The organism is Hydrocoleum sp. CS-953 (genome assembly GCF_002260545.1).
In the GTDB taxonomy this organism is placed as follows: domain Bacteria; phylum Cyanobacteriota; class Cyanobacteriia; order Cyanobacteriales; family Microcoleaceae; genus Trichodesmium.
The window spans coordinates 1-9,989 of record NZ_LGSU01001323.1 but is presented as its reverse complement, the minus strand read 5'-3'; the positions used below and the strand labels follow the sequence as shown (position 1 = coordinate 9,989).

Below are 9,989 nucleotides of genomic sequence, written 5' to 3'. Positions count from 1 at the left end.
AGGGGAAAAAAATAAATCTTTTCCTTATTGGTCAATCCTCTCCCTAAAAGGGAGAGGTAATTATCAATTATCAATTATCCATTATCCATTAATGAAGACTTAACCAATCTATAGCTGTTTAACAGGATTTGATATAAACTGGATTTTTACTAAAAAAACCCAGTTTAAAATATAAACTTGCTTTCCAAAAAAAGCAAAAAAATTATCCCTGACTACAAAACTTCTCTACACAACGGACAAACATTTCTACTCCCATTCCCAAAGCTGTTTCATCAAAATCAAATCGGGGATGATGATGAGGATAAGCTAAACCTTTTTCAGAATTTGCTGAACCTAAAAAGAAATAACAACCAGGTACTTCTCGTAGAAAAAATGACATATCTTCACCTCCCATAGTTTGACATTCTGGTACAACACCAGCAGGAGTTTCTACTATTGATTCAGCAACACTTTTAACTAAATCTGCAACCTTTGAATCATTAATTAATGGAGGATAAAGAGGATTATAATTAAACTCATAACTTGCTCCATAACTTGCGCAAATTCCAGCAATTATTTCCTCAATTCGTTTACTAAAATAATTTTCATAATCCAAACTAAAATAGCGCACTGTACCACTCATTCTAGCAGTATCGGCAATAACATTAAATGCTCTACCTGCACTCAACTGCCCCACAGTTACAACTGCTGAATCTATAGGATTAATATTCCGAGATACTATTGTTTGTAAAGCATTAACAATTTGTGCTGCAACTACAATAGAATCTACAGTTTGATGTGGCATTCCTCCATGCCCACCTTTGCCTAAAATTGTGCAATGAAATCTTTCGGTAGCTGCCATTAAAGCACCACTACGGACTCCCAATGTGCCAACCGGGAGATTATTCCACAAGTGCAAACCAATGATAGTATCTACATCAGGATTTTTCAGAACTCCTGCTTCAATCATTGGTTGAGCGCCTCCAGGCCCTTCTTCGGCAGGTTGGAAGATGATTTTGACTATACCACTAAAATCTTGACGATGAGTAGCGAGATAGTTGGCAGTACCAAGAGCGATCGCTGTATGTCCATCATGGCCACAGGCGTGCATAATACCATCATGTATGGATCTATATGGCACGTCGTTTAATTCTTGCACTGGTAGTGCATCTAGATCTGCTCTAATAGCAAGTACAGGACCGGGTTTACCGCTGTTAATAGTTGCGACTATACCTGTCTTCGCAATTCCTGTTTGATGTTCGATACCCCACTCTTGCAATTTCTCGGAGACCAACTTTCCTGTCAGGTGTTCTTTGAAACCTAATTCTGGTCTCTGATGCAGATATCGTCGCCACTCAACTAATAAAGGTTGTAGTTTTCTAATATCTGGGCGTAGTTGAGATTCGATCACAGAATTTGAGCTGGGAATAGTTGAAACCATATTTTTAATCATTAAGAATTGAACTTTTGACTTCTGATAAAAATCACCAAAAGTAATACTACACTTAGGTGATACTTCAATTACCAAGTAATTAACATGAGCTAAATAACGTTTTTAATAATTATTAGCCAGTAGTGTGTTAATTATTTATGTTTTTACTTCTCCCCCACTCCTCCGCTCCCTCACTCCCCTACTTAAGAGAAGGGCAGAAATTTTTCTAAATCTAAGTTAGAAGCTACTTTGGCTAATTTACCCAAGTCAGTAATATCTGCTAAATGTGGTATAATTCCACAAACTTGTACTTGAGTTAACGATTCAATCAAGTCAACTGGAGTCCAGTCAGCAATTTCTTGTTCCGAGCAAGGTTTCACACAGTTTAGAATAATTCCTAAAAGATTAACCTTCATTTGACGAGCTAGCGCCACATTTGCTACAGTTTGAGCGATGGCGCCTAATTTTACTGGTACAACCAAAACTGTAGGTAAATGCCAATCCCTAGCTATATCTGCTACTGTGAGTTCATGAGTTACAGGGGAACCCAGTCCTCCTAAACCTTCGATTAATACAAAATCTTTTTGTTGTCGCAAGGTTGTAAAGGTTGACCAAACCCGATCTAATTCTACCAGACGACCTTCCCGTTCTGAAGCTACCGGAGGAGCAACGGGTGTTTTGTACCATAAAGGATTGATTTTGTCAAGGGATTGGTCAAGGGAAAATAGTTTAGTGTAGAGTTCGCGATCGCCAATGCCAGTTTGAATAGGTTTAAATAAACCTAATTTAATGTCTTTGTAGTAAGTTTGCCAGTAGGAAGCAAGAGCAATCGTTAATATTGTTTTGCCCGCGTCAGTATCAGTTGCCGTAATTAAGAGTTCTTTCAAGATGTCTATCCTAGAGTTTTATTTATGATTATTTGATTGTAATACTGCATCTTAAGGCACTTACTATTTTTTTGTAAAGAGTTTCAGCAGCTTTACTCCTAATTTTAGTTCTAATTTTCTCGTTGCTGATTTATGAACCCAAAAGTTTTGCTCTACTATTGTTTCAGGTGAAAATAAACTTCTACTCTGAGGTAACTATCAATGACCACTCCAAGCTCTCCTCCTGTAATCCCCGGATATAAAATTAGCTCTCAAGTGTATGTAGACTCCAGAACTAGAGTATATCGAGCTATCCGAGAGCAAGAATCACTTGCAGTAGTTATGAAAATGCTGACATCTGAATATCCCAGCTTTAACGAATTACTGCAATTTCGCAACCAATATAACATTAGCAAAAATCTCAATATTTCCGGTATTATTCGTCCTTTATCATTAGAATCTTATGGTAATGGTTATATTTTAGTGATGGAAGATAACGGGGAAATTTCTTTACAAGAATATCTTAAAACCACGATCCTCTCAATTGTCGAATTTTTGGAGATTGCTATTCAATTAAGCAACATTCTCCGTGAATTACACCAAAGCCGTGTAATTCACAAAGACATCAAACCCGCAAATCTCCTGATTCATCCCCAAACTAAACAAGTTAAACTGATCGATTTTAGTATTGCCTCTCTGTTGCCTAAAGAAACCCAAGAAATTAAAAGTCCTAATATTTTAGAAGGAACCCTCGCTTATATTTCCCCCGAACAAACAGGCAGGATGAACCGAGGGATAGACTACCGCAGCGATTTTTATTCTCTCGGTGTGACATTTTATGAATTATTAACAGGAGAATTACCATTTACATCTGACGATCCCATGGAATTGGTCCATTGTCATATTGCTCAAATGCCTATGTCATTATCGACAAGGGTTAGGACAACAGAGAACAGGAGAGAAATTCCAAAAGTAATTTCAGATATTGTGATGAAGTTGATAGCAAAAAACGCCGAAGACAGATATCAGAGTGCTTTGGGATTGAAATATGACTTAGAGAATTGTTTAGAGCAACTCAAAAAAACTGGCAAAATTATAGATTTTGAAATTGCTCAGAAAGATGTGAGCGATCGCTTCCTCATCCCGGAAAAACTATATGGACGAGAATCAGAAATTGCCACCTTGCTAGCAGCTTTTGAACGCATCACCAAGGGCACATCGGAAATGATGCTAGTAGCAGGATTTTCCGGAATAGGGAAAACGGCGGTAGTCAATGAAGTCCACAAGCCAATTACCCGTCAGCAAGGATATTTCATCAAAGGTAAATTTGACCAATTTAATCGTAACATTCCCCTGTCCGCCTTTGTGCAAGCATTTCGTGACTTGATGGCACAATTACTGAGTGAAAGCGATCTCCAACTAGCAACATGGCGAACCCAAATTCTAGAAGCAGTCGGTGAAAACGGTCAAGTAATTGTGGAAGTGATACCGGAACTAGAGCAAATTATTGGATCACAACCACCAGTTTCTGAACTATCTGGAAGTGCAGCCCAAAATCGCTTCAACTTACTATTTCCCAAATTTATTCAAGTGTTCACCACAAAAGAACATCCCTTGGTGGTATTTCTAGATGACTTGCAATGGGCAGATTCAGCTTCCTTGAACTTGCTACAATTATTGATGAGTGAAACTGGTTGTGAATACTTACTAATTCTGGGAGCATATAGAGACAATGAAGTGTTTCCAGCACATCCGTTAATGCTGACCCTCGAACAGATTCAGAAAGCAGGAGCGGTAGTCAATACAATTACCCTGGAACCTTTAGCTCAAATAACACTGAATCAGTTAATAGCAGATACTTTGAGTTGTAGTCAGGAGCTAGCTCAACCCCTAACAGAGTTAGTGTATCAAAAAACCCAAGGTAATCCCTTCTTTACCACCCAGTTTCTCAAAGCTCTGCACGAGGATGGTTGGATTAACTTCCAGCCAGAAGTAGGTTACTGGCAATGCGATCTCGGAGCAGTGCAACAGTTAGCGTTGACAGATGATGTAGTAGAGTTCATGGCATTACAGTTGCAGAAACTATCAGTGGAGACCCAAGAGGTTTTGAAATTGGCAGCTTGTATTGGCAACCAATTTGATTTAACTACTCTGGCGATAGTTTCGGAACAATCACTAGCAGATACGGCACCTCCTTTGTGGAAAGCTTTACAGGAAGGATTGATTTTGCCTCAAACTCAAGTGTATAAATTGTATATCGAACAAATAACTCCAATGGCTGATGGCAGTTACCAGACAGCAACTTACAAGTTTCTGCACGACAGGGTTCAGCAAGCAGCTTATTCTTTAATTCCGGAAGACAAAAAGCAGATAACGCACTTGCAGATTGGTCAATTGTTGTTGCAAAACATCTCAAAAACAGAACGAGAGGAGCGAATTTTTGAGATTGTCAACCAATTAAATATAGGGGTGGAGCTAATAGATGAACAAGAGCAGCAAAATGAACTAGCTCAGTTGAACCTGATAGCGGGACGAAAAGCTAAGGTAGCGAATGCTTATGCTGCATCTTTCGAGTATTTAACGGTGGGGTTAAACCTGTTACCTCCAGATAGTTGGGTTAACTCATACAATCTTAGTCTAGCTTTGCATGAGTCGGCGGCTGAGGCAGCTTATCTGGGCAATAATTTTGAGGAGATGGAGAGATTAATTGAAGTAGTATTAAAACAAACACCAACATTGCTAGATAGGATTAAAGTTTATGAGATCGCGATTCTGGGTTATGGAGCGCAGAACAAATTCTTGATGGGTTGACTATTGGCAGAAAAATCAAGGGATAATTCTTCCTCCTAGCAGCTCTAAATTTCCCATTTATCCTGTACGGGTGATTTCCTACGGAATGCTCCTAATTACGCGAATCACCTGAGAAAGGTCAATGAAGATAATTTATATACTATATAAAAATACTTAGCGAACTACAAATTTTTATACTACTTTTAATTTTATAAGTTGACGTCCATAATTTGAGTTTGAAGGATTATTCTAAAATACTGAATTTTGAAGTTAGGACATTTCTAAATTATCAAACTCAGTCATAGATTATTGTTGACTTTTGTCTCGCGCGTATTCCTATACCAACTTTGCAATACCATTTTCTGCACTTCCATAAAAGGCAGATTTTGCTGTCTAGCTAATGTAGCACAATCTTCATATTCAGGTTGCACATTAACAATTTTATCCCCCATTTTTGCCACCTTTAACCTCACTGCTCCATACTCTGTTTCCACCTGATGAATTTCTCGCTCCAAAATAGCTCGTTGTTGAATAGACTGACGAATACCCAAAGTCGTAGTCTCCCGAAATATTACTTCTTGACAAGCAGATAACTTTTCTGGTGTACAAATAACAGTTAGTAAAATTCCCTGGCGAGATTTTTTCATCGTTACAGGTTGAGTAAACACATCCAATGCACCCGCAGCAAATAGAGCATCAAAAGTATAGGCGATCGCTTGAGGAGAACAATCATCTATTTGAGTTTCTAACACTGAGACAGTTTCTAGATGCGAATGTAGGGACGTTGCATGCAACGTCCCTACAACATCAGACTTTTTAACTTGAGAATGTTGAGTCTCAACTTTCCCTTCTCCGATCCACAAACGCAGAATATTAGGGATAGCTAAATTCTGGGAACCCGCCCCCAAACCAACACATTGCAAAGACATTTGAGGTGGCGGACAAAAACCACTAGCAATAGTACAAGCGATGGCACTACCTGTAGGAGTACACAATTCTTTTTCAATCCCGTTACCATAAATCGGAACATTATGCAACTCCCAAAGTTTTAGCACTGCTGGTACAGGTACAGGTAATAGACCATGAGCAGTCCTCACAGTACCCCCACCAGTAGGCAAAGGCGAGCAATACAATTTGTCAATATTCAACCAATCTAATCCTAAACAAGTCCCCACAATATCAATAATGGCATCAGTTGCCCCAACTTCGTGAAAATGTACTTGCTCTGGAGCAACACCATGTACAGCACCTTCTGCTTGTGCCAACTTCTGAAACACTGCCAAACTCCAAGCTTCAGCACGTTGGGGCAATCCAGCTTTTTTGATTAATGCTTCTATTTCTGGCAAATGGCGGTTGTGAGCATGATGGTGTTTTTGTTTACTAGGATTATTCTCTGCATCGTGATGATGGTGATCAAAAGTTACGGGTTCCCCATCTTCAGGATTTGCATGAGTTAGCTTGACATGAAATTTCGTCGCTACTATACCATTACGATGCACTTTTTCTGTACTTAACTGATATTCCTGGGAAATACCCAAAAGATTTAGTTTTTCGATTAGATAGTCTAGAGGAACACCAACATGGACTAAAGCACCCAGACACATATCGCCTGCAATACCAGTGGGACATTCAAGGTAAGCTATTTTGTTCATAAACTAGGGAAGCGCTACGCGCAAGTCAAAAGTCAGTAGGGGCGAATGGCCATTCGCCCGTAGAAAAGTCAAAAATAATCTCTAACTGAGGTTTTCCTATTGGGAATAGAAATTAGTATTAAAGTTTACCTCACCATCCTAAAATTTTTTCTAATTCTCTTTGAAGACCAATTCATCCTTACCAAGACTTTGTAAAAAAAACTGTAGGGGTTTGGTCTCCAAACCCTTTACTTTCAAAATCCCTACAGAATTTTCAAAAGGGGTCAATTCAAAATTGGCATTGCTGAAACAGAGTATGAAATTCCTAAATTTATAACGGTAAATCAGACCTATTTCTCGTCTAACTAGCGTGGAAAAAGCTCCTTTCTAACTCCTGAGTCCTGTAGGGGCGTTTTGCTATCGCACAACTCCGTTAACGCTGCGCGACATATAAAGCGGAGCTTTGCGTTAGCAGATGGCCATTCGCCCCTACCACTCCTGTAAAATCATACTTTTATTCAGCAACGCCCAAAATTTAGCAACAATTATATGATTATGGCGGAATATATGAGCAAACTTCTGCTTATTCTTTGATAAACCAATAGTTTGACATTTTATCTAAAATCTAAAATACAAATATGGCAATTTTTTACGAACTTCATCCTGATACCCCCCAACAAAGACGTGTAGAACAGATTATTAAAGCTCTTAAAGATGGGGCAGTGATGCTTTATCCAACGGATACTGTTTACGCAATAGGTTGTGACCTCAATGTTAAATCTGCTGTGCAGCGGGTTAGGCAAATTAAACAACTATCTAATGATAAGCCCTTGACATTCCTTTGTTCCTCCCTCTCTAACATTGCAAGTTACGCTATTGTAAGTGACTCAGGCTACCGGATTATCAAACGTTTAATTCCTGGCCCTTACACATTTGTGCTACCTACCACAAAGTTAGTCCCACGACTGGTGATGAGTCCAAAACGTAAAACAACAGGTATTCGGGTTCCAAACAATCAAGTATGCTTGGCCTTGTTAGAGGCTTTGGGCAATCCCATTATTTCCACATCGGCTCATATTACCAGTGATGCTGAAGGAATGGCCCCGATAAAGATAGAAGCAGTTACTGGTAAAGCAGAATTGTTTGATTGTCTAGAAAATCTAGTAGATATCATTGTCGATGATGGTTCTGACCCTGGGTATCAGGTATCCACTATCCTTGACTTAACTGGCCAAGAACCCAATCTGATTCGAGAAGGTCTTGGGGTTGAAACTGTAACAGCTCTGATTGGTTAATACAGCAAAGAGGGAGTAGGGATTCAACAATTAATAATTAATAATTAATAATTAATAATTACCTCTCCTTATAGAACCCCTGAAGGGAGCTATTTAAAATTATAGATTGAGAGTAGGGGAGTAGGGGAGTGGGGGTAGGGACGTTGCATAAGGGCGTCCGTACGGGAGTGTGGAGAGATGGTAGGAAAAACTCAGTTTGAGGTTACTTTTGAATTTTGAATTTTGAATTTTAATGTGCCACCTGTGTAACAGACACACAGGTGGCACTGTCAATTTAATGGTTGTCACAGTTCCTCGTTCCTGAGATGGCTTTCTGAGGAAAGTCTTAATTTTCAATCTATATTAAGCTTTCGGGCGTTTTTAGTATGAATCGGGAAAATATCTTTGATACTAATTTCAAGAATCTAAGAAAACCACACTAGAAAAGTGTAACTCTCCTTTGCTATTAGTCTAGGCAACTTTCCTATAGTTATAAGTGTAGAGGGAAGGAACAAATCACAAAGATTTCAACCAACACGAAATACTCTACATTTTTCTTTCCTACGCCTAGCGTGCATTATCCAGAGGTAAAATAAAATGACTGTTAAGACTGCTTGCTCCCCCAACTCCCCAACTGACAACTCTACTACCGCTCCAGAAGTTAATAATAGCCAAGTTGAAAATCAAACTACAGAAAATACTGTAATAGGAATGGGTACTGAAACTTTAGCTGCTGTGGTTTTAAAAGAATTGCAAGATGGTGCAAAAACTAAGCCTGCAAAAGCTCAAACTGTAGCTCTGCGTATAGCTAAAGAAGTAGAAAGGATTTGCTTAAAAAGTAATCGGATTCAAAATTCTGGTGAAGTTCGTTCTTGGCAACTAAGTTTGGCACGTCATCGCTGGCAAAAGTGCTTGCAATACTACAAACTTGGTTCTAAGCAAGGTCGGGTAGAATTACACTCTCTCCTAGCTTCTATGGTTTATCGTCATATTGCTTCTTTTGGAACTCAATTAAATTTCCAAGGTCGCTGTAACTTAATCGAGGATTTTATGCAAGGGTTTTATATTGAGTGTCTGCGAGCTTTCCGCCGGGAACATGGTTTGGAACAAGACTATACTCCTAAAATGAAGTTGGAATTGGCAGAATATATGGCATTCACCGAACAGTATGCTAAACGTCAAATTGGTTTGCCCGGTCGAAACCGTCAACGGTTAATTGTCCTACGCGCTCAGGGTTTTGCTAAAGGTCAACCTCCTGAAACTGCTATTGATATTGAAATGGCGGTTGAGTCTCCTAAAGGTGAAGATGCAGAAGCTTTTAGTCGCTCTTCTGCTGTACAACAAGTTCGAGAGCAAATGGTTTCTGAGGCTGTTGACCCTGCTGAAGCTGTATTGCGCGATCGCGTAATTGCTGAGTTAATGGCCTACTTGGAAGCGGCTGGTCAAGACCAATGTATTGATTATCTACGGTTAAAACTACAAGATTATCAAGCATCTGATATTGATAAGAAGTTGGGTTTAACTGCTCGCCAACGGGATTATTTACAGCAGCGTTTTAAGTATCATGTAGAAAAGTTTGCTCGTTCTCAAAATTGGAAGTTAGTACATCAATGGTTAGGTGCTGACATTGACCAAAAATTAGGTATGACTTCTGAGCAATGGGAAGCTTTCTTAGTCACACTTTCTCCTGAGCAACAACAAATTCTACAACTTAAGCGAGGTGGTGAGGATGAAAAAGCGATCGCTGCTGCAATCAAATGTACTCCTAAACAGTTACAGAAACGTTGGGCAAAATTATTGGATATGGCTTGGGTCTTTCGCAATAATGACCAAAGTTAGTATGGTATTAAAAATGAAACAAATTATTTTTACTTATCCAATGAAAGTTTGCTATATGGGTCATCCTACTTCTTTCTAGGGTGGGCAATGCCCACCCTATTTACATTTAGTCCATTTATAATTTTTTTGTGATTTAAAATACAAATAAATTGCTACAATAATTATCAATATATTTAAT

General features: G+C 39.0%; 6 protein-coding genes. 3 read left to right on the top strand and 3 right to left on the bottom strand.

What is annotated here, in order from left to right; translation table 11 throughout:
- Positions 1-202 precede the first annotated feature (202 nt).
- Together AFK68_RS24385 and bioD are read right to left on the bottom strand one after the other, a co-directional pair.
- A complete protein-coding gene (locus AFK68_RS24385) occupies positions 203-1,420 on the bottom strand; it encodes a M20 family metallopeptidase (protein ID WP_094675813.1) in 1,218 nt (405 codons plus the stop codon).
- Between the two features lie 194 nt (positions 1,421-1,614).
- Entirely contained in the window at positions 1,615-2,298 is a 684-nt protein-coding gene (bioD, locus tag AFK68_RS24380; protein WP_094675811.1) for a dethiobiotin synthase, read from the bottom strand.
- 201 nt (positions 2,299-2,499) lie between these two features.
- Between bioD and AFK68_RS24375 the strand changes: the two genes are divergently transcribed.
- Positions 2,500-5,088 carry an AAA family ATPase gene (locus AFK68_RS24375; RefSeq protein WP_094675809.1) on the top strand — a complete coding sequence of 863 codons (2,589 nt, stop codon included), beginning with the start codon at positions 2,500-2,502 and terminating at the stop codon, positions 5,086-5,088.
- A gap of 278 nt (positions 5,089-5,366) precedes the next feature.
- Here the strand turns inward: AFK68_RS24375 and larC are convergent, their stop codons facing one another.
- Positions 5,367-6,719: a nickel pincer cofactor biosynthesis protein LarC gene (gene larC, locus AFK68_RS24370; protein ID WP_094675807.1), complete on the bottom strand. Its 1,353-nt coding sequence runs from the start codon at positions 6,717-6,719 to the stop codon at positions 5,367-5,369.
- Positions 6,720-7,336: 617 nt separating this feature from the next.
- On the opposite strand from larC, the gene AFK68_RS24365 reads away from it, so the two are divergent.
- Both AFK68_RS24365 and AFK68_RS24360 read left to right on the top strand, forming a co-directional pair.
- Positions 7,337-7,993, top strand: coding sequence for an L-threonylcarbamoyladenylate synthase (locus tag AFK68_RS24365; RefSeq protein WP_094675805.1), 657 nt, complete (start codon positions 7,337-7,339; stop codon positions 7,991-7,993).
- Between the two features lie 576 nt (positions 7,994-8,569).
- Complete coding sequence (locus AFK68_RS24360; protein WP_094675803.1) at positions 8,570-9,811, top strand: HetZ-related protein; 1,242 nt, start codon at positions 8,570-8,572, stop codon at positions 9,809-9,811.
- Positions 9,812-9,989 lie beyond the last annotated feature (178 nt).